A 21,851-nucleotide genomic window follows, 5' to 3' on the forward strand; every position below is an offset into this window, starting at 1 on the left:
TCCTAATAATTAATAAACCGTTTTATAATCATTATCTTCAATATCTAATTTACCAAAGTATTTTTCAAAATCAACACCAACAAAGTTAGATAGATCCTTCATCTCTAATACTGTCTTGACATCAACGTCAATTCCATTTTCCATGCGATCTTTTGTAGCCTCAACTTCTTTTTCACCATGAGTATATATACGCGGTTGTCCTTCAGCTTTTGGAGCATCCCTTAATTCTTGCAGGAACGTTGAAAAATGTGTCTCAATATCTTCTGGGTTTCCAAATATTTTAGGATCAATAGCAATAAATCCATGACATGTTCCCCCAATGCCATTTGTATGTGTATGATTCGAAGTCAGTCCTTGTGATAAAATAGAACAGAAAATCTCACAGAACATTCCATAACCATATCCTTTATGGCTTCCTAATTGTTCCGTTGAACCACCTAAAGGCATAATCCCACCACCGATTTTATTAGCAATGTTGTCTAAAACATCTGGTGCATCTATAGAAGGATTACCATCTTTATCTAGTGCCCATCCATTTGGTAATTCTTTTTCAGCTTTTCGATACATTTCTAACTTACCACGAGTAACTACTGTAGTAGAAGCATCAAAAAAGAATGGATATGGTTTAGCTGGCATTGCTAAAGCAATAGGATTAGATCCTAGCATTGCTTTACGGGCAAAAGTAGGAACCATAATAGCTTCTGAGTTAGTAAATGACATCCCCATTAATCCCTCGTCACAAGCCATTTTTGCATAATAACCAGCAATTCCATAATGATTAGAATTTCTTACCGTTACAATTGCCATCCCTACTGTTTTAGCTTTTTCAATACATTTTTCCATTGCAAATTTACTAATCAATTGGCCCATTCCAGCATGACCATCAATCACTGCCGAAACAGGGGTTTCAAAAACAATCTCAGGTTTTGCATCAACCTTAATCATGCCTTTTTCAATCCCTTTGTGATACCGTGAAAGCCGCTGCATACCATGTGACTCAATTCCATATACGTCTGACAATAATAATACATCTGTGATTGTTTTGCTTTCATCACTTGTAAAACCGAATTTTTCAAATGCTTCATTACAAAAAGCATTTAATGTTTCAAATTTAAATTTCAAATGTGCCATAATTTACCTCACTTAATCGTTATCGTCAACATTCTATCACAAAGTTCCCATTTAGTCATTATTTCCGCCAATGATTTATTACATTATTGTTCAAAAAAAGTAGATCACTGATCTACTTCATATAGGCGGTATTTATCAAAATATATTAATAAGATATTCATAATAACTTCAATTGGCCAATAAACAAGAATAAAGACACTTAATCCAACCAATAAATCAAATTGCAGTACTGAAACCATATATACTGCTGGAAGTATTGCAACAATGATAGGAATGAACCCCATTCCCGAAGGAAACTGGATTTGCATCAACGTTCCACACTCAGGACATCTTTGTCTTGCTTTATAGGCAAAAGAAGCTGCTTTAAATTCATGATTACAGTTCGAACAATACATTATAATGTACAGATCATAACTGTCATTGTACCATCATATTCTACGGCATCTTGATCAGCACAAACTACAAAGTTATCGCCCATTTTTACACTATTCCCATTAATAACACCATTACCTTTAATAACAGTGACTAATTGGAATGGTTTATCATTAACAATCGTATTTTTACCAGTCATTTCGTATTTATTAACTGTAAAAAATTCACTTGATACCAACTTCGTCCTCGTTCCATTTTCAATTGCTGTTTCAACCATACTATCCGCCGCAAGTGGAACATATGGAACTGTTGCAACATCAATCGATTGTTGTACATGCAATTGACGTTCATTTCCTTGAGCATCTTTACGATGATAATCATAAACACGATATGTAATATCTGAAGATTGTTGTGCTTCATAAATTAATGAACCACTGCAAATAGCATGAATCGTACCTGAAGGAATATAGAAGAAGTCTCCTTCTTTGATATCAAATTTATTTAACAGATTGTCGTAGTCATCATTTTCAATCGCTTTTACTAACTCTTCTTTAGTCTTAGCATGGTGTCCCATTACCATTTTTGTTCCTTCATCGGTATTTAGAACATACCAGCATTCTGTTTTACCTAAAGAATTTTCATGAGCTTTAGCGTATTCATCATTTGGATGAACTTGAACAGATAAATCGTTACAAGCATCAATAATTTTTACCAATAATGGAAATTGGTCACCTTCAATATTAGCAAATAACTCTCGATGTTCATCCCATAAACTAGATAATGTCTTTCCAGCAAATTCTCCATCACTAATAGTGCAATCTCCATTTTTGTGAGCTGAGATTGCCCAACACTCACCAGTATTGTCACTAGGAATATCATAGCCATAAACATCTCTTAATTTATGACCTCCCCAAATCATTTCTTTAAAAACTGGATTAATTTTTAATACGTGTCCCATTTTTTTACCTTCTTTCTATGTATTTTAAAAATTCATCAATATTATCATCATTGAATACTATTATGCCATGTTTTTCTAGTAGTTGGCAAGTAATACCATCACCATTTATAATGGTATGACTAAACGTCCCATCATATATATAGTTTTTTCCACAACTAGGACTTTTTGCCTTTAACAAAACTACATCAACATCATGTTCTTGTAATATTTCTAAACTCTTTTGTGCTCCTAATCGATATTCCTTAGTCCAATCAACACCATTAATATCAACTACTTTTCCATCTCTTATCTCACAAGGAGAACGAGGAATACTCAATCCCCCTAACACTTCAGGACAAATCATTATTGCTTCATTTCGCATAACCATCTCTTTGACTAATTTAATTAATTTATCATCACCACTATAAGTGCATTTGCATCCTGCTAGACAACTACTTACACCAATCATTTATAGCCTCTTTAATTTCATTGGCATGATCAACAACAAGATCTGCACCATTTTCAAGCAGCTCCTGACGTCCTCTAAATCCCCATGATACGCCTATTGATCTAACCTTCGTATTTTTTGCAGTTAAAATATCAACGTCACTATCGCCTATATAGACGACTTCGTTTTTACGCACATCAAAAAGATTAATAACTAGATTTGTTAAACAGGGATCCGGCTTTTTAGGATGTCTAATACTACTACCGAAAATATATTTAAAACATCCTGGAAATAAAGTCTTAACAATTTTAACTGCATGGTCTTGCGGTTTATTAGTCACAACAGCCAAATTATATCCTTGATCAGCCAAAGTATTAATTAATTTTGTGATTCCAGGATATGGTTTGGTATTTTCTAAACAAATTTCACCATAAATTTCATCAAAACGTTTCTTTACAGCTGTAATATCCCCCTGATGATCAGCAGGTAAAGCCCGCTCAAGCAATTTTAATACACCATTTCCAACAAAATAACGATATTCATCAAGGGTATGCGTAGGATATCCTTTTTCTGTTAAAATAACATTAACAGTATTTGCAAGATCAACTAAAGAATCTATCAATGTACCATCTAAGTCAAATATAATTGTATTTATCATCTTATCACTCCATTATTTACGACAGTATTATAACACATATTTTACTTGTATGCGCACTTTGTTGTGGTATAATTTAGAATTGAGGAGTGAAAGGATGAAAGAAAAAAGTAGTGTATTTATGACATTAGGTACAGCTGTTGGATTAACGATCGCAGTTATTATTTTTGTTATTGGCTTTGTTAATAAAGAAACAAGTTCATGGAGCGCACTCTGGTTTATCGTATTTGCATTTATTGGACGTGTAATTGGATATGGCTTAGATCGAATTGTCGATAAAAACAATCAAAAAAAGCATGGTTAATATTTAAGGATTCGCTTAAGAATCCTTTTTTCGTTCTACCATAGCCATTTTTAATGTGATCGTTTTTAATTTTTCTTTATAACTTGCTTCTGCAGCATTAAATGCATCTAAAATCATCGCCTGCTTTTGATCCATGATTTCTTTTAATTCATTAACAAAAACACGTTCTACTAGTCCCGTTGCTTTTGCAAACGGCTCTTTACCCTCGATAGCCTCAAAAATATCCAGCAAAGTAATCTTATCAGGTTTCCGGCTTAAGCATACACCACCTTTTTTCCCTGCTTCAGATGTAATCAGCCCAGCTACAACTAATTGCCTAATAATTTTTTTTAAATAAGAATCAGAAACACCTAAACTATCAGAGATATTATAACTTTTTAAAGGTTTTTCATCATTGCTATGGGCGATAATTATTAATAAACAAATTGCTTGTTCGACACTATTTTTTACTTTCATTACTTCATTTCCCCTTTACTATATATTGTAACATTATTCGAGATTAATAATCTAGAAAATATTTTTTATAAATTGATTGACAAACTTATAGTAGATGATTAAAATATGCTTTATTAATAGATAAACTTTATCCATGGATAGATTATATCTATTAATATATTAAATTTCAAGATAAAACTATAATTTAATGGAAAGGAGAAAAAATGATAAAAAAAGAGTGGTCAGCATTTCGTAAAAATTGGTGGCTGAAAATAGTGGCCGTAGCCATCATTGCAATTCCAAGTATTTATGCGGGGGTATTCTTAGGGTCAATATGGGATCCGTATGGAAATACTAAAGAAATTCCCGTAGCGGTAGTTAATGAGGATAAAAAGGTTGAATATAATGATTCCACTTTAAATGTCGGTAAAGAGTTAGCAAAAAGTCTTCAAAACAATGATTCAATGGATTTTAAACTGGTTGACAGTAAAACTGCTGATCAAGGATTAAAAGACGGTGATTATTATATGGTAATTACTATTCCTAGTAATTTTTCTAAAAATGCAACGACATTATTAGATGCCCAACCACAAAAAATGATTTTAAACTATACTACTAATCCTGGCAGCAGTTACATTGCTTCTAAAATGGATGATTCAGCAATTGCTAAAATCAAAGCTGAAGTTTCTTCAACCGTAACTAAGACTTATGCTGAAACTATTTTCAATCAATTGGGAACAGTTGGAAGCGGCATGAGTGAGGCAGCTAATGGTTCTAATCAAATTAATGATGGGGCTAATCAGTTAATTAGTGGTAATAAAACTATTTCGGATAATCTTCAAGTATTAGCAACTAGTTCAATCACTTTTAAAGATGGGGCTTCTACCCTTACAAACGGGTTACAAGATTATACCGATGGTGTAGTAACTGTAAATAATGGTGTATATTCATTAAAGGATGGTATCAATTCTCTAAACAACGCTACTCCTGCATTATCAAGTGGAATAAATCAACTTGATAATGGAGCCACAGAACTTCAAACTGGAATAAGTCAATATACTGGCGGTGTTACTAGCGCTTATCAAGGTTCTCAAGCTTTAGTTAGCAATAATTCTACCTTAAGTAATGGTGTAGATACTCTCGCAGCCGGGGCAAGTCAATTAAAAGCTGGTAACCAGCAAATCAGTGATGGCTTAACACAAATGGCTTCACAAGTAAAAACATCTAGTATTTCTTTATCAAATTATACTACCTTAATCAATACACTTCAAAATAGTGGTAATGCAGACTATAAAAAGCTAGCACAAACAATTTTGGATACAGGTCTAAGTAAAGAAGAAGTTGAACAATACGGATTAACAAAGTTTGGTGTAACTGATGCTTTGCCTTCTTCATATCAATTGGTTCAGCAGATGAGTTCTAGTCTTAGTACGATGAATACAGCCTTAAATGGTGATACAACTACCCCAGGTCTAGCAACTGCTAGTAGAACTATACAAGCTGGTTTAAATAATCTTGATGCTTCAATTAGTGGTGGTGAATATACTAACACTGATGGTAGTAAAACTACTATTCCCACAGAGAAAAGTTTAAAAACTGGAATTAAAAGCTATCTTGCTGGAACAAGTCAAATCAATAGTGGCTTAGCTCAATTAAATGACAATTCAAGTTCTTTAGTAGATGGTGCCAATAAATTAAAAACTGGTACTTCTCAATTAGCTAGCCAAACACCAACTCTAACTAACGGTATCGGTGCCCTTGATCAAGGAGCAAAACAATTAGCTGATGGTACTAGTACTTTAGTAAGCAATAATCCAACTTTGCTCAGCGGTGCTGATCAGTTAGCTGATGGAGCTAATCAAATCAGTGACGGCGCTGGACAATTAGCAGCTGGATCAACTACTCTTGGAACTGGGTTAACCACCTTACAAGACGGCGCAAATACTTTAGCTACTTCACTTCATGATGGTGCAGAGCAGGTAAATAGTATTAACAGTAACGACAGCACATTTGATATGCTTGCTAGTCCTGTAGATACTTCTCATAAGGAAATTTCAACAGTTGAAAACAATGGTCATGGAATGGCTCCATATATGATGAGTGTAGGTTTATATGTAGCTTGTATGGCATTTACGTTGATGTATCCATTATTCAATGATGTTGAAAAAGCAGAAAGCGGCTTTAAATATTGGTTATCTAAAGCTTCAGTCTGGTTTACAGTATCTACAATTGCTTCAATTGTAATGATTGCATCATTGATGTTCTTCTGTGATTTTGCTCCGCAACAGTTACTAATGACTTTTATCTTTGCTGTAATTGTAGGAGCGGCTTCAATGGCATTAGTGACCTTGTTAAGTATTGTGTGTGGTAAAATTGGTGAATTTGTACTCTTAGTCTTCATGGTTATTAATTTGGGTGGTTCGGCCGGTACTTATCCACTAGAAACATCAAGTGCAATTTTTAAAGCAATTCATCCTTTTATGCCATTCACATATAGCGTTGATGGCTTCAGAAAAGTTATTAGTATGTCAAATGTTTCATTGAATACAGAAATAATTGTATTTGTAGGAATTATTATTATTTGCAGTTTATTAACCATTCTGGTTTATAATCATCGAATTAAAAAACCAACTCCATTAATTCCTCAAGCATTTGAAAATGTTAATGAATAAATAAAATCAATTTAGACAGTGTAGGATTCTATACTGTCTTTTGCTTTTAAAATACACTTTTTATCCCATTAAAATGACTTTTAATACCTTTGATTTTATAAACACATATTGGAACATAAAAACAGTACAATTTCTTGTACTGTTTTTATGTTCCACTCAAGTAAATGCATAAAAATTTAATTTCTCATCTTTTTTTCATTCTTAAAATCAGTATATAAATAATTACTAAAATAATCGCAAGACCATATGGAAACATAAAATCTTTAACTACTCCAAGGATGTAACTAAAAGTATCTTTTTCAATTTCTTTAGTAGTAGCATACTCTTCTTGATATAATAATTTGTCTTGATAATATACTTTTAAATCACCAACTTTTTCTCCCTTTTTAACAGGTGCTTCTAATTTTTTAAATGAGTATTTATATTCTAAATCATCTTTATTAAAATCATTTGGTAAAAAGGCACTAACGTCATTTAAATTTGTAATAGCTATTTTTTGTTCGTCCTTTGCTAAAGTTACATCTAACGTTCTTACTTTAGCACCCTTAGTTAAAATATTTTGTAATGAATAATGTTGCCCCACATAATTCATTATATCTAAAGTATCACTTACTGCAGCATGAGTTTTAACATCATTATTAACACTATGACCTACAATGGTAATAATTTCATTATCATTAACCCGATTTAAACTCGATAGACAACTCTTAGCCTCGTTTGTATACCCACTTTTACAACCAAGAATATCATCAACATTTATTTTTGCTCGTTTAGCATTATACATCGATTTATTAACCCATTGATGTAATCCATTTGAAGACGTTTTATAACGTTGAGCATATATATTTTTAAAATCTTCATTTTGAATTGCATATTGAACAATTAATGCCATATCATGAACTGTAGTATAATGATTTTCATCATGAATCCCGGTCGTATTTACAAAATGAGTATCTTTTAAATTTAATTTTTGTGCTAATTCATTCATTTTATCAACAAATGCCTCTTGACTTCCACATAAATTATTTGCTAGAGCTCTAGTTGCATCCGCCCCACTTGGTAAAATAGCGCCATATAATAAATCTTCATATGTAACTGTCTCTCCAACTTCAAAATTAGCTGAGGAAGCTCCAGTTTCCCATACAGTATCAATATCACTTTGTGTAATTACTGTTGTTTTCTTCATATCATCCATTAATTCTAAAGCAAGAATAACGGTCATTACCTTGGTCATACTCGCAGGATACATCCGTTCATCCATGTTCTTATTATATAAAACCAAACCACTTTTTGCATCAATTGCAACTGCATAATCACAAGTAAGCCCAATATCTTCACTATTTTCTAAAGCTCTTATCGGTGTTAGTGTTGCTATTAAGCATATTCCAACTAATAAAAACGATAATATTTTTTTACACATTCAATTCTTCCTCCCTGACATTACTTCGTTTTAAAAATGATAGTTTCGTTTCAGAAACAATAATTGCAACAAAAATGATAACAAATCCTGCAATAACTTTTAACGTAAGTACTTCTCCATATAATAGAACTGAAAATATTACACCAAATACAGACTCAAGACTTAATAAAATCGCTGCATTACACTCACTCACAAGATTTTGACCAATATTTTGACATAGTAATGTTAGCGCAGTAGCAAAAAAAACTAGATAGCCAATCTGCAAGATCACACTACTGTCAATTTGTTTTATCACTGTAATATCTTCAAATAATAATGAACCAAACAAAGCTAAGATCGCAGTCATTCCAAATTGTAGTGTGGTTAATTTAATAGGATGCATCTCTTGTGAATACTTTTTTATCGCCAAGATATGTAAGGCATAAAAAAATCCTCCACAAATAGTTAAAAGATCACCAGTATTCATTGTCAAATCACCATCTAAAGAAACTAAAGCAACTCCTGATACACAGAGTAAAGCTGCAACAAAGTTATAATTATCAGGTCGTTTATGATAGAATAACCAAACTAAAAAAGGTACAATTGCACAATAAATAGCAGTTAAAAATGCATTTTTCCCTGGGGTTGTCATTGTCAGACCTAATGTCTGTATCAAATAAGCCAAAAATAAACAGGTTCCTGTAATCGCACCCCCTTTTAAATCACGAATACAAGTATCTTTAATATATTTATAAAACATTATGATCATTACTAATGTTGCCAATGTAAACCGAACAAATAACAGGACATTAGGAGTTAAGAAATCCACTGCACTTTTCATAACAATAAATGAACTCCCCCAAATCAAGGCTGCTAATAACAACAAAAATGACCCTTTAAATTTATCACTTTTCATTTGAACCCTCCATACATACTTGTTTATTTTAACACTTTCGACCTATTTCAACAATATTTATTTAATAAAACCCCATTAAACAGCTACTTTTTCTATTTTAGTAATAACTATTGCAATAAAAAAAGTAATCTAAATCGAACAGTCATCCTTGGCTATCCAAGATCAGAGATGCAGTCCAATTTATATGATTACTTTTAGCTATACTTATTTAAACTTAGAGATTTTATCTATCCATTGATTACAGCATGACAACGAGGGCACAATTCGCCTTCCATTTCATCTTCATCAAAATAGTTCCAACATCGTGGACATTGATGACCTTCGAACTTTTCAACTTTGATATAAGCGCTATCAAATTCTTCTAACGAAGAATCTTTCACTAACTCAACTTTAGCAACAATAAATAATTGTTTTAAGTCAGCAAGCATTGAAGCCATTTCCTTAAATTCATCTTTTAATGAAATCGTCACTTTTGCTTCCATATTTGATTTTATAATTTTTTCATTTCTCAATCCTTCTAAAGCTTTCATGACATCTTTACGAAGCTCTAGGAAACGATCAAAATGAGCTTTTAATTGATCACTGTTAGGCATATTGATCATTTCAACATTAGGTTCTAAGAAAATTGAATCAGCCTTATTATCATCACAATGGAAATGATCATGTAATTCTTCAGCAGTAAATACTAGAACTGGTGAAATCAATTTCATCATTGCTTTAGCATGATAATATAAAACTGTTTGGACTTGTCTTCTACGAAGACTATCGGCTTTTTCAATATAAAGAATATCTTTAGTAAAGTCCATATAGAATGAGCTTAATAAATTAGTAAAATAATTTAAAATTAATTGATTTGCTTCAGCAAAATCATAATTATCATAAGCTTTATGATATCCTTTAATCAAGTCATTTAATTGAGCTAGCATATATTTATCAACATCAGCCAAAGCTTCAACTGCAACTAGATCAGCTTGTTTAAAATCATTTAAGTTTCCTAATACGAAACGCATTGTATTTCTAATTTTACGATAATTTTCAGAAATTTGTTTCATAATATCATTACTGATTCTTACATCTTGCTGGTAAGCTACTGAAGTTGCCCATAATCTTACAATATCAGCTCCATATTGGTTAACTAATTTAATTGGATCAACAGTATTACCTAATGATTTAGACATTTTATTGCCTTTGCCATCTAAAACAAATCCATGTGATAAAACTGTTTTGTATGGTGCACAACCATGAGCTGCTGTTCCAACAATCAGTGAAGAGTTAAACCAGCCACGGTATTGATCACTACCTTCAAAATATAAATCAACTGGATAACGATATCCCCGTTCAATCATACATCCAGTATGGCTGGAACCTGAGTCAAACCATACATCCATAATATCTTTTTCTTTTTTAAAGATACCATTTGGTGAATGTTCATTTATATATCCTTCTGGTAATAAATCTTTTTCATCACGTTCAAACCAAACATTTGAACCATATTTTCTAAATAAATTAGAAATATGTTTAAAAACTTCTTCTTCCATAATCGGTGTTCCATCTTCACAATAAATGATTGGAATCGGTACTCCCCAAGATCTTTGACGAGAAATACACCAGTCACCACGATCTTTAATCATATTATAAATACGAATATGTCCCCACTCATTTAACCAGTTAACTTTATCAATCTCACTTAATAATTTCTCTCTGATTTTATCAACTGAACAGAACCATTGATCAGTCGCTCTAAAAATAATTGGTTTTTTAGTACGCCAATCATGTGGATAACTATGTGTAATAAATTCAAGCTTTAATAAAACTCCTAATTCATCTAGTTTCATTGTAACTGTTTTATTTGCATCATCTACATATTGACCTTCTAGCCATTCACCACAGTCTTTCATCATACATCCATGTTCATCAACGTTACAATATGCTGGTAAACCATATTTTTGTCCGACGAAAAAGTCATCTGCTCCGAATCCTGGTGCTGTATGAACGCAACCAGTCCCCGCCTCAGCAGTAACATGATCACCTAAGATCACTAATGATTCACGATCATATAAAGGATGTTGACAAGTGATTAATTCTAACTCACTACCTTTAAAGTTTTTGATTACTTTATACTCAGTAATTTCAAATTTTTCCATTAATGAATCAACTAATTCATTTAGAACGATTAATTTTCCTTTAGTTGTTTCAATCAGTGCATAATCGTAACGCTCATTTAAACAAATTGCCAGGTTTGCAGGAATAGTCCAAGGTGTAGTTGTCCAAATAACAAAGCTAGTATCAGTATCTAAGATTCCTTTACCGTCTTTAACAGCAAATTTAACAAAAATAGTCGGACTCTTAATATCATGATATTCAATCTCAGCCTCTGCTAAAGCTGATTCACTTGATGGTGACCAATAGACAGGTTTTAACCCTTTAAAAATTAATCCATCCATTGCCATTTTTGCAAATACATCAATTTGATTAGCTTCAAACTCGGGCATTAAAGTCAAATATGGATGTTTATAATCAGCAAATGTCCCCATTCTGATTAATTGTTCCATTTGTTTATTTACTTGCTCATGAGCATATTCATCACATTTTTCTCTAAAAGCCGCTGTAGACATTTCTTTACGATTTACCCCTAATTTTTGAATCGCATTTTCAATTGGTAATCCATGCGTATCCCAACCAGGAATATATGGCGTATAGCGTCCCTCCATATTATTGTAACGACAGATAACATCTTTGATTACCTTATTTAACATATGTCCCATATGCATATTACCATTGGCATATGGTGGACCATCATGAAAAACAAAATCTTCTTTCCCTTTGTTTTGCTCAATTACTCTTTCGTACATGTTCTCTTTTTGCCAGCGTTCAACATACTTAGGTTCTTTTTTAGGAAGATTCCCACGCATTTCGAACTCAGTTTTTGGCATTAATAGTGTGTCCTTATAGTTCATTTCTTTTCCTCCAAATAAATTAAAAAACGTCCTTTCAAAATAAAAGGACGAATAATTCGCGGTACCACCTTAATTCGTATTTTCCAATACGCACTCAAACATCTTAACGCGATTAACGGCAACCCCTACTAATTTCAAGGTGCTACTCCAGAGTGATCCATTATAATAATAGTTACTGATTTTCACCATCCATCAGCTCTCTACAAACATCTTACTATAAACTGTCTCTTTCATCGTATTTAGTTATCTTCATCTTCTTCGTTAATAAGATTAAAGACTTCCGAATTATCGATTGAATCCAAAATATCTTGGGACATTTTTTGAACCGATGAACGGAATTTAATTGCCTGATCTTTAAAATCATTCATCTCACTAGATAAACTACGAACATAGTCCAATGATTCTTTTAAGATCATATTGGCATTGCGTTTAGCCTTATCAATCAATTCACTTGCTTCTTTTAAGGCTAGACGAGCAATTTCTTCATTAGTTTTTTCGGTAATATTGACACGATGCTGCAATAGCGAGTTTTGTTCTTTAACATGATCTAATTCATCTGTTAAACTAGCAACTTGCTGCTTTAGTGATGCTAACTCAGCTTGATAATCATCTATTTTACTATCAACTTGTTGAACACTATAGCCCCTAAATTGCTTTTTAAATTCACTCATCGTCTCACTCCCCTACTTATAAAAATACCCTTCAACGACATAATTATCCTGTTTAGTTCGTCGTTTAGTATCGACAAATTTAACTCTTCCATGACGTCTTAACGATATTATATCACTATTATTACACAAATAATTTATTTCTTCAACTTCTTTATGATTAACTTTTACAAAACCTGATTGAATATAACTGACAGCCTTGCTTCGAGGCACTCCATATAAAGTTGAAACAACTTTATCTAAACGAAATGAGGAGACAATAAAAGTTTTACTTATATATTGATGTTTAATTGTAATAATCTCTTCACTCTCTAAAATTTTAACTTTACTACGTTTAATTTTAATTAAGTTATTTTTTACATACTCATAGATTTTTGCATCCATGGCAACATAAAAATTATCCTCATACTCATAAATATCCCCAAATAATTCGCGTTTAACCCCTAAAGACATTAATGCTCCTAAAATATCTCGATGATTCAATGTACCAAATGGTTTTGCATAACTTATTTTAGCTAAAACTATTTCAAAATCTTCTTTTTCAATTTGATAAAATGATGGTGCAATAATCAAACGTTTCATTTCACTATCAACCATTCCACCATCTTCAATAACAATCAAATCATTTTGATTCCCTACAATGCTATAAACAATTGATTGATGATATGGATTTAAAAATTTAGTTAAAACAAGTCTTTGTTTATATAGAGCTTGATCTTTAAACTCTAATACCTTTTTAACAAAAACTTCTTCACCTTTAAAATGCTCTATCATAATTAAAAAGTATTAGCTAAGCTAATACTTATCTATTATTCTTCAGATTCATCTTCATCTAAATCAATTGTCCCAGAAACACCAATGTTTTTAGGAGTACATAAGAATATTCTAGGTCCAATTCTTTGGATGTCTCCTTCAATTGCAAAGATAACTCCGCTTAAAAAATCTACAACTCGTTTAGATTGTTCTTTTTGTAAACGATGCAAGTTAACAACAGCAGCTTTCTTTTGCTTTAAATGATTTGCAATATCTTGAGTTTCTGCAAATGCCCGTGGTTCAAATAAAATTAATTGGCTATCTTTATTTGCATTTAAAGCTTTGATTGCATCACTTGTTTTAGAAAACTTTGCTTGCTCAAATAAGCTTGTTTTAGGTTCTGTATCAATCTCTACATCTTCATATTCTTCAACTTCGTCACCGTCTTCGTCAAAAAACCATTTTTTTACTTTTTGTCCGTATCCCATGAAGTGGTCCTCCTTAATTTATTACTAGTATATTATAGCACAATAAATCCGTCCATAAAAGGATAATTACTCAACAAACTGCTGGTTATTTAAAAGATTTTATTAAAATAGTCAAATGCTTAAACATTTGACTATTATGGCTCAATCGATACAAGAATCACATCGCCACCAATGCTCACTACACATTCAATTGGAATAACAATACATGGTGCTTCTTTAAAAAAACATAATAGTTTAAAAAAGCTATATTTCTCTACTACAATTGCCTGTATACATTTACCGCACCAGTCAATTTCAATATCGCTGATAAAACCAATTTTGCAGCCATCAACGACATTGATCACGTCTTTAGACTGCAGTTTTACAAATCTCATCGAATCACCATTAATATATATGCTTATTTTAGATAATTATGTAAATTATCTAAAGCTTTTCTTTCGATTCTTGACACTTGAGCTTGGGAAATAAATAATTCCTTTGCAATCTCACTTTGGGACAACCCCTCAAAATATCTTTGTTTAATCACACGATGCTCTTTTTGATTTAATGATTTTAAAGCATCATATAAATCTATTGTTTCATTTGTTCTTGATACAACTGTTTTATCATCTGTAATCGAATCAATCATCTTTAAATTATTACCATCATCATTTTTAACTTCTTCTTGTAATGAAGAAACACTGTTTGTTGATAACAGCGCTTCAATAACAGCACTTGGCTCAACTTCCAGTTCATTAGCTAATTCATTTATCGTTGGTTCACGATTTAATTTTGTTATATAGCTATCTTTAACCTTTAAAACCTTATACGCTAAATCTCGAATTGAGCGAGAAATCTTGATTTGATGGTTATCACGAAGATAACGTTTCATCTCACCAATTATTAGAGGAACTGCATATGTTGAAAATTTCAAACCAAAACTAGTGTTAAAATTTTCAATTGCTTTAATCAGCCCAATCATTCCAACTTGAAATAAGTCATCCATGCTATCTTCACGACCATAAAAACGTCTTGCCATTGATAAAACTAACTTAGTATTATCGTTAACTAATCTGTCTTTTATCGCCTCGTTTTTAGTAGCTTGGTATTCGTCTATCAATTTATAAGTTTCATCGGTTGTAAGTCTTTTTTTCGGTTCTTGATAACCATTTATAATAACTTGATAATTACTCATATTTGCCTTCTTTCAACTCTATTTTTAGCAAATATGACAAATTTATACTTATTTTATTTCATTATAATTTAATTTATTACGTAATTTTTTGATTATTTTCTTTTCTAATCGTGAAATATATGACTGTGAAATTCCCATCATTTTAGCAACATCCTTTTGCGTCAACTCATCATAATTCATTAAACCATAACGAAACATCAAAATTTCCTTTTCACGTTTGGATAAATCCTTAAAAGCCTCATAAAACATTGCTTTTTGATCACTTTGTTCCAATTCATTTTTAACAATATCACTATCTGTTCCAATAATATCCGATAACAACAATTCATTTCCATCATAATCAATATTTAATGGTTCATCTAAAGATATCTCGTGACGCAATTTATTATTTTTTCTTAGAAACATCAAAATTTCATTTTCTATACACCGTGATGCATAAGTAGCTAACTTAATATTTTTATCAGGTTTAAAAGTATTGATTGCTTTAACTAAACCAATCGTTCCGATACTAATCAAATCTTCTATTCCACCATTTTGCGTCGTATCATAGCGTTTTGCAACATATACAACTAGCCTTAAATTATGCTCAATCAACAAATCTCGAGCATCATTATCACCAGCTCCCAACTTTTCTAAAGCTTCCTTTTCTTCAATACCTTTTAATGGTGGTGGTAAGATATCATGCCGTCCAATATAATAAAGATATTTAGTTTTATTTAATATTTTTAAAATAAATTTTATCATTATAAAATTCCTCCCATAAGTGATTTATTTAATAAACAATCATATTGTATCCCGGCAATCACCCCGACATAGATATCTTGTAATCTCTGATTATTAATTATAACCTGATCAACTTTGATTATTTCAATAATATCTTCACGTAAATCATTTAATTCTAAAACATCGATTACTTCATACTCATCAATAATTTTTTGATTAATTAAGATTAAAGGAAAACCCTCATAGTAAACTTCATTACCACTATCAAGAAATCCTTTAATTGTATAACTATGTTGCTGGTAATCCAATTTCATTACATATAAATAGTCATCAATTCTTATTTTTCTTTTTAAATAAACAATAAACATAATCTGCATCAATACAACGAGCAAGCTAACAATAAATAAACCAATGCTACTAACATTTACTGGTGAAATTAAGATTCCATTATAAATAAATGCTTCTGGAATTATTGAACTAGCGAATAATAATAATGAAAAATAAACAAAAATAAAAATTGGATAATACAGAAATATTTGGCGTTGATATAGACATAAAAAAACAACTGCCCAGATCAATATAATTAACCAACTATAACTATCTAAGTATAATAGTAAAATTACTCCACTTAAGTAAAAGCTATGTTTAATAACCATTAGATACGACATTTCCTTACTAATTAAAATCGCCATCATTTCCAAAGCAACCAAAATAATTAAATAGTTTGTTAGATACGTCAGTTCAATATATACCTCCATCTTTTCACCCCTAACTATCATAGCGCTTATCTAAGCAAAAAAATGTCAAGAAAAGAAAAAAGGATCTTGCGATCCTAATATTTTAATTTGATTCTTTAATTGCTTTTAAAACAGCATTTCTAAAGCCATTTTCTTCTAAAGTTTCGACCCCTTTGATAGTGATCCCCCCAGGCGAACAAACTTGATCTTTTAAAATACCTGGATGTAACTGTGTTTCTTTTTGCATCATTCCAGCACCGATTAAAGTCTGACTAGCTAGTCTATAAGCAACATCTCTTGGTAAGCCTAAGCGTACCCCACCATCTGCCATTGCTTCAATAAACATATAAACAAACGCTGGTCCACAACCACTAATACTTCCTCCGGCTTTCATTTGATAACTTGGTAAAATTACTACTTCTCCAATGCTTGAAAACATCTCAACAGCATAATTTAGTTCATCTGCAGTTAGCGTATTTTCTTGTTCAAATAAAGTCATTCCATTCATTACCAAAGCTGGTGTATTGGGCATGATCGTCAAATGTCGTGTTGAATCCAATAACAATTCATTATACATTTCATTATCGTAACCAGCAACAATTGAAATAATTGCCTTATTATCTAATTCGTCTGTAATTTTAGCGACTACATCTTCAACAACATTTGGTTTAACTGCAATTATCACTATGTCAGCCATAGCAACTAATTCTTTTTCACTAGTACAAACATTTATTGAAAAATCAGTATGCATCTTTGTTAGTTTATCATTATCTATATCGAATGCATAAACATTTTCACCTTCAACAAAACCACTTTTAATAATCCCGCCAGCAATAGCACCGGCCATGTTTCCCATACCAATAAATCCTATTTTTTTCATCTAAATTATCCCCCTTTGCAAAATAAGCTAACCTTAGTTAGCTTATTAATTAAACTCTTCTATTTTTTATAAATGCTGGTGGAAAATCACCGTCATCATCGTCTTCTTCATCTTCAAAACGCGCTGATAAAGGTACAACATCTTCAACACTGCGTGTTTTTAAAACGTTTGGACGTGGTTCAAAATCATCATCGTTTTCCTCTTCAAAACCTGTTGCAATAACAGTGACGATAATATCATCATCTAAATTTTCATTGATTGCAATTCCTAAATATGTATTAATATCATCACCAACTTCTTGAGAAATCGTCTCAAGAGCAATATTTGCATCAAATAATGAAATATTTGGTCCACCAGTTACATTAATAATTGCATCTTTAGCACCCGCTACAGACACTTCTAATAATGGCGAAGAAATAGCACGTTTTGCAGCCTCTTTCGCTTTATCATCACCAGAAGACATCCCAATTCCAATTAAAGCATTACCGCGATTTTTCATAACCGCAGAAACATCAGCAAAGTCAAGATTAATAAAAGCAGGAATAGCAATTAAGTCAGTAATTGTTTGAACCCCTTGACGTAAAACATTATCAGCTTCTCTGAATGCTTCTTGCATTGGACGTCCACCGATCAATTGTAATAAACGATCGTTAGAAACGGTAATAATTGAATCGACGTTAGCACGTAATTCTTCAATCCCTGAGATTGCTTGTTTTTTTCTTTTCATTCCTTCAAAAGTAAATGGTTTTGTAATAACCCCAACTGTTAAAGCACCTAATTCACGAGCAATTTTAGCAAATACGGGAGCAGCCCCAGTACCTGTTCCACCACCCATACCAGCAGCGATAAAAACCATATCTGCACCTTCTAGCACTTGACGAATTTCTGCTTCTGATTCAAGAGCTGCTTTTTTTCCAATTTCAGGTTCTCCACCAGCTCCTAGACCTTTTGTTAAATCTCTACCTAATTCAATTTTATTAGTAACAGGAGAACGTTTTAATACTTGCAAATCAGTATTTGCAACATAAAATTCTACTCCAGCTACACCCTCTTCTACCATGCGGTTTACGGCATTATTACCACCACCACCAACACCAATTACTTTAATTCGTGCTACTTGTTCAAATCCTAATTCTTCACTCATGACAATATATCCTCTCTTTTTATATTAATCTTCACTAAAAAATGAATCTAATAGTTTTGACATTTTACTTCCTTGTTTTGAAGGCGCTGACTTTGTCAACCCTTTAAATCTAATTGCCATTGTATTTGTCACATCCGGCAATACTAATGAAGGTGTATAATCACCAACAACCTGTTTTCTTTCCATTAAGTAATAAACCATCCCAATTGCAGCTACTAATGACATATCACGAGTTCCAATCGTATCAGGACGATAGATTCGAACGGGACATTCTAAAACCTCTGTAGCAATAGTATCCAGCATTTCCAGCTCTCCACCACCACCAACGATTAAAGTTTCATATTTACTAATATCATCAATAACTGAAATCTTTTCTTTAATCTTATTCATTACTTCATAAGCTGTTTCATTTAATAAATCAGCCAAGTCCTGTTGTGTATAATCACGTTTTTGTTCATCAACAAAGGTTGTATGAATAATATCATTCTGACCTTGTGTTACATCTAATGAACCATATTTAATTTTATAAGCTTCTGCCTGATTCATTGATATCTGCATATTTTGGGCAATTTTACGAGTAAAATCATACCCTCCTACTTGGCAAACTGTCAAGTATTGTAAATATCCATCTTTATAAAATGAAACTGTCGAAGTCTTATAACCCATATCTATCAATAAAGCACCTTCTTGAAGATATACTGCATCAAAAGCCTCTTTTGCGCATGCAAACGCATTGATAGTAATATCAAGTACTTCCACACCGCATTTTTCAACTACCGAAATATATGGGTAAAGCAACTCTTTACTAGTAGTAATGACTAAAGAATCAACGATCAAATTTCTTGAAAGTTCCCCTAAAGGCGCCTCAACGGTTGCTCCTTTATCACTATGATAGCGAACTGGAATAATTGATACTACTTCTTCATCCTTAGAACGTTTAAATTTTGATGACAAACGCAATACTCTAACTATATCATCAGTAGATACTTTAGACCCAGCATCTGATAAACTAATGCTGCTGTCACTTTGATATAATTTAGCTTTTATGGTTGGAATTGTTAAAGCGACGCTCGTAATCTTAGATTCTAGAAAAGCCTCTGCTTCATCAATCAGTTTTCGTATATCTCTAATTAAGATACGATCATCTTCTATAATTCCCTTTTTCACTCCGTGACTAGGAATCGTTTTGACAAACAGTACATTGACATTAATGTTATTTACTTCAGCAACAAGAAACTTTAAGGTTGCACTACCGATGTCTAAAACAGCGTAAATATCTTTCATCACGTATCCCCTTTTCTTAGTATATATACAATATTAGCATAAAAACAGTTATTTTTAAACTCCTTTAAGCAATCCCGTAGAAAAAATTAATTATGAACATAAACATACTTCCCGACAAAATCATAATACTTATAATCTGGGAATTCTTCCATCTTTAAAGCATAATTATCGCCCTTTAATTGTACTGCCATATCATCATATCGCAAATATAGAATTTTACCATCATCCATGATAAATTCACAACGTTTATCGTCAAGATTTTCAGGCGCATAATTAATATCTGAAATTTGATTAACTACTTGAGCGGGAATTTTTGCAAATTCCTTTGCAAAAGCTGCAAAGCGATCATAATCAAAACCATTTAATTTTGGACACCGTTGTACATATGTAGTTAATACTCCAGCCTCATCTTTAGTTACACGGCCAGTTTCATCAACAACGTACAATATATTATCAATCGTACATTGACCAATCGGGTCAGCTTCAACTACTTTTATTTTAACATGACCAAATAAATCTTTTGTAACCTTGGCATCCTTAATTAGCGATGTTTTTTTAATGGCATTTTCAGCTGCATCCATACTTTTAAAGAAAGTATAATCCTGATGCAGTTTTATTTTTGAAGCGGTAATTATTTCTTCACTACTCACACGATTATTACCACTAACAGTTATTGTCTGTAAACGACTATAATCACTGACAAAAAAAGCAATAATCAATCCTATAACTAAAATTACAAAAATGACACGTCGACGCCTTTTTCGCTTCTTTGCCTTTTGTTTCTTTAAATAAGCAAGAACTTGATCGCGATCATAATCGTTATATATATTCTGTTGTTGCTTTCTTTTTGCCATACACTACTCCCAATTAATCAATCCAACCTCACGTCTTAACTTAACTCCAAATTTTTCATTTACTTTCTCTTGTACTAACATAATCAAATCATAAATATCTTTAGCACTGGCATAGCCATTATTTACAATAAAATTAGAATGTTTTGGCGAAACTTGAGCTCCTCCAATTTCATAGCCTCTTAAGCCACATTCATCAATATACTGCCAAGCCGGTTTATCTTGCGGATTTCTAAATACACTTCCGGCACTTGGCATATTCCAAGGTTGTGAAGACATTCTTCGTTCCTTACGTTTATCTAAAACAGCTTTAATCTCATCAGGACTTTTAGCAGTCAATTCAAACGTTACTTCCAAAACAATCAATTTTCGATTATCTTGACAAATTGAATGACGATAAGAAAAGTCCATCTGTTCATTATTAAAAGTAACAACTTCATGCTTTTCATTTAATAATGTGACCGTCTTTACTACACTTGCCAGGTCATACTTATATGCTCCAGCATTCATATATATTCCACCACCAATTGAGCCAGGAATCCCGCCCATAAATTCAAAACCGCTTAATCCAATTTTAGCAGCTTGATATGATAATGAAATCATTGGTACACCAGCTTGAGCAATCATCGTCGAACCATTGACCTTAATCTCATTAAAACATTCGTTGAGAGAAATAATTAAGCCCTCATATTCACGATCAGAGAATAATAAATTTGAACCCCGACCGATTACTAAATATTTAACCCGATGCTTACCACAATATTTAATTGTTTTAATCAGACTATCAACATCTTTAACTTTTAAATAAATACGCGCTGGTCCTCCGACTTTATAAGTGGTATGTTTATACATCGGCTCATCTTCAATCATCTCACCAACATCTAATTTTTCTAAATCTTCTTTAACTTGAGAAAATTTCATTC

General features: G+C 32.1%; 23 protein-coding genes and 1 other annotated feature. Of the genes, 2 read left to right on the forward strand and 21 right to left on the reverse strand.

All coding sequences use genetic code 11. The features are described 5' to 3' along the window. Positions 1-9: 9 nt before the first annotated feature. The 5 genes from KSU54_RS01975 to KSU54_RS01995 form a co-directional block, all read right to left on the reverse strand. On the reverse strand, positions 10-1,131 hold the full coding sequence (locus KSU54_RS01975; RefSeq protein ID WP_003536576.1) for an Ldh family oxidoreductase: 1,122 nt from the start codon (positions 1,129-1,131) through the stop codon (positions 10-12). A gap of 104 nt (positions 1,132-1,235) precedes the next feature. Beyond that, entirely contained in the window at positions 1,236-1,526 is a 291-nt protein-coding gene (locus tag KSU54_RS01980) for a hypothetical protein (protein ID WP_003536575.1), read from the reverse strand. After that, on the reverse strand, positions 1,526-2,461 hold the full coding sequence (locus tag KSU54_RS01985; protein ID WP_003536574.1) for a type I phosphomannose isomerase catalytic subunit: 936 nt from the start codon (positions 2,459-2,461) through the stop codon (positions 1,526-1,528). The genes KSU54_RS01980 and KSU54_RS01985 overlap by 1 nt, the downstream gene beginning before the upstream one ends. Positions 2,462-2,465: 4 nt before the next feature. After that, positions 2,466-2,909: a DUF523 domain-containing protein gene (locus KSU54_RS01990; RefSeq protein ID WP_003536573.1), complete on the reverse strand. Its 444-nt coding sequence runs from the start codon at positions 2,907-2,909 to the stop codon at positions 2,466-2,468. Beyond that, positions 2,893-3,546, reverse strand: coding sequence for an HAD family hydrolase (locus KSU54_RS01995; protein ID WP_003536572.1), 654 nt, complete (start codon positions 3,544-3,546; stop codon positions 2,893-2,895). The genes KSU54_RS01990 and KSU54_RS01995 overlap by 17 nt, the downstream gene beginning before the upstream one ends. 94 nt (positions 3,547-3,640) lie before the next feature. Here KSU54_RS01995 and KSU54_RS02000 point away from each other — a divergent pair, with 94 nt between their 5' ends. Beyond that, complete coding sequence (locus KSU54_RS02000; RefSeq protein ID WP_003536571.1) at positions 3,641-3,847, forward strand: DUF2273 domain-containing protein; 207 nt, start codon at positions 3,641-3,643, stop codon at positions 3,845-3,847. Between the two features lie 15 nt (positions 3,848-3,862). On the opposite strand, the gene KSU54_RS02005 is transcribed toward KSU54_RS02000, so the two are convergent. Next, positions 3,863-4,303, reverse strand: coding sequence for an RrF2 family transcriptional regulator (locus tag KSU54_RS02005; RefSeq protein ID WP_003536570.1), 441 nt, complete (start codon positions 4,301-4,303; stop codon positions 3,863-3,865). Positions 4,304-4,506: 203 nt separating this feature from the next. Between KSU54_RS02005 and KSU54_RS02010 the strand changes: the two genes are divergently transcribed. Beyond that, positions 4,507-6,954: a YhgE/Pip domain-containing protein gene (locus KSU54_RS02010; protein ID WP_003536569.1), complete on the forward strand. Its 2,448-nt coding sequence runs from the start codon at positions 4,507-4,509 to the stop codon at positions 6,952-6,954. A 184-nt stretch (positions 6,955-7,138) separates the two neighbouring features. On the opposite strand, the gene KSU54_RS02015 is transcribed toward KSU54_RS02010, so the two are convergent. The 15 genes from KSU54_RS02015 to murB all read right to left on the reverse strand — a co-directional run bounded on the left by KSU54_RS02015 (position 7,139) and on the right by murB (position 21,849). Beyond that, positions 7,139-8,374, reverse strand: a complete 1,236-nt coding sequence (locus KSU54_RS02015; protein WP_003536568.1) for a D-alanyl-D-alanine carboxypeptidase family protein — start codon at positions 8,372-8,374, stop codon at positions 7,139-7,141. After that, on the reverse strand, positions 8,367-9,269 hold the full coding sequence (locus KSU54_RS02020; RefSeq protein WP_003536567.1) for a DMT family transporter: 903 nt from the start codon (positions 9,267-9,269) through the stop codon (positions 8,367-8,369). The genes KSU54_RS02015 and KSU54_RS02020 overlap by 8 nt, the downstream gene beginning before the upstream one ends. 227 nt (positions 9,270-9,496) lie before the next feature. Then, positions 9,497-12,226, reverse strand: a complete 2,730-nt coding sequence (ileS, locus tag KSU54_RS02025) for an isoleucine--tRNA ligase (RefSeq protein ID WP_022007778.1) — start codon at positions 12,224-12,226, stop codon at positions 9,497-9,499. Positions 12,227-12,266: 40 nt separating this feature from the next. Further along, positions 12,267-12,469: a binding site (T-box leader), on the reverse strand. Further along, a complete protein-coding gene (locus KSU54_RS02030; protein ID WP_003536565.1) occupies positions 12,466-12,897 on the reverse strand; it encodes a DivIVA domain-containing protein in 432 nt (143 codons plus the stop codon). (Overlaps the previous feature by 4 nt.) A 12-nt stretch (positions 12,898-12,909) precedes the next feature. Then, complete coding sequence (locus KSU54_RS02035) at positions 12,910-13,668, reverse strand: YlmH family RNA-binding protein (protein WP_003536564.1); 759 nt, start codon at positions 13,666-13,668, stop codon at positions 12,910-12,912. A 35-nt stretch (positions 13,669-13,703) separates the two neighbouring features. After that, a complete protein-coding gene (locus KSU54_RS02040; RefSeq protein ID WP_003536563.1) occupies positions 13,704-14,135 on the reverse strand; it encodes a cell division protein SepF in 432 nt (143 codons plus the stop codon). 134 nt (positions 14,136-14,269) lie between these two features. Beyond that, positions 14,270-14,509 (reverse strand): YlmC/YmxH family sporulation protein, encoded by a 240-nt coding sequence (locus KSU54_RS02045; protein ID WP_003536562.1) that lies wholly within the window; start codon positions 14,507-14,509, stop codon positions 14,270-14,272. A gap of 23 nt (positions 14,510-14,532) precedes the next feature. Next, positions 14,533-15,309, reverse strand: a complete 777-nt coding sequence (locus KSU54_RS02050; protein WP_003536561.1) for a SigB/SigF/SigG family RNA polymerase sigma factor — start codon at positions 15,307-15,309, stop codon at positions 14,533-14,535. Between the two features lie 48 nt (positions 15,310-15,357). After that, positions 15,358-16,053 carry an RNA polymerase sporulation sigma factor SigE gene (gene sigE / locus KSU54_RS02055; protein WP_003536560.1) on the reverse strand — a complete coding sequence of 232 codons (696 nt, stop codon included), beginning with the start codon at positions 16,051-16,053 and terminating at the stop codon, positions 15,358-15,360. Continuing rightward, a complete protein-coding gene (locus tag KSU54_RS02060) occupies positions 16,053-16,790 on the reverse strand; it encodes a sigma-E processing peptidase SpoIIGA (protein WP_008791421.1) in 738 nt (245 codons plus the stop codon). The genes sigE and KSU54_RS02060 overlap by 1 nt, the downstream gene beginning before the upstream one ends. Before the next feature lie 82 nt (positions 16,791-16,872). Next, a complete protein-coding gene (gene proC / locus KSU54_RS02065) occupies positions 16,873-17,649 on the reverse strand; it encodes a pyrroline-5-carboxylate reductase (RefSeq protein WP_003536558.1) in 777 nt (258 codons plus the stop codon). 49 nt (positions 17,650-17,698) lie between these two features. Next, a complete protein-coding gene (gene ftsZ, locus KSU54_RS02070) occupies positions 17,699-18,793 on the reverse strand; it encodes a cell division protein FtsZ (protein WP_003536557.1) in 1,095 nt (364 codons plus the stop codon). Between the two features lie 24 nt (positions 18,794-18,817). After that, positions 18,818-20,077 carry a cell division protein FtsA gene (gene ftsA / locus KSU54_RS02075; RefSeq protein ID WP_003536556.1) on the reverse strand — a complete coding sequence of 420 codons (1,260 nt, stop codon included), beginning with the start codon at positions 20,075-20,077 and terminating at the stop codon, positions 18,818-18,820. Between the two features lie 86 nt (positions 20,078-20,163). Next, a complete protein-coding gene (locus KSU54_RS02080; RefSeq protein WP_003536555.1) occupies positions 20,164-20,931 on the reverse strand; it encodes a cell division protein FtsQ/DivIB in 768 nt (255 codons plus the stop codon). A 3-nt stretch (positions 20,932-20,934) separates the two neighbouring features. Next, on the reverse strand, positions 20,935-21,849 hold the full coding sequence (gene murB, locus KSU54_RS02085) for a UDP-N-acetylmuramate dehydrogenase (protein ID WP_003536554.1): 915 nt from the start codon (positions 21,847-21,849) through the stop codon (positions 20,935-20,937). Positions 21,850-21,851 lie beyond the last annotated feature (2 nt).

Origin of the sequence: Erysipelatoclostridium sp. MSK.23.31 (genome assembly GCF_019125875.1) — a bacterium.
Classification (GTDB): Bacteria; Bacillota_I; Bacilli_A; order Erysipelotrichales; family Coprobacillaceae; genus Thomasclavelia; species Thomasclavelia ramosa.